Genomic DNA, 259 nt, shown 5'->3' with positions numbered 1-259 from the left:
CATCACTTCTCCTAAAGACAGATACATCAATATTTGTAAATAAGCAATTATAACCCATATGACATAATTGGCTTACAGACAACAAGTTGTACCCGAGCGATTCTACTAGAAACACATTTGAAATTGAATGCTCGACTGTGATGGCTATTTTGCCTAAGCCCTTAACCTTGCCTTGGTTCCCATCTCCAAAGATGACAGTGTCTTGGGAATCCCTGTTCTTGACATAGGAGGTAAACATTTTCTTCTCCTCCGTCATGTG

General features: G+C 39.8%; 1 protein-coding gene. It reads right to left on the bottom strand.

The window, feature by feature from the left end; all coding sequences use genetic code 11:
* On the bottom strand, positions 1–238 hold a 238-nt coding region (locus FWJ25_RS20965), incomplete at its 3' end, for a hypothetical protein (protein WP_223163300.1).
* Between the last annotated feature and the right edge of the window lie 21 nt (positions 239–259).

This window comes from Marinobacter salinexigens, assembly GCF_008370345.1.
GTDB classification, from domain to species: Bacteria; Pseudomonadota; Gammaproteobacteria; order Pseudomonadales; family Oleiphilaceae; genus Marinobacter; species Marinobacter salinexigens.
Note: the sequence above shows the minus strand (reverse complement) of the source record. Positions and strands in the feature narration are given on the sequence as shown.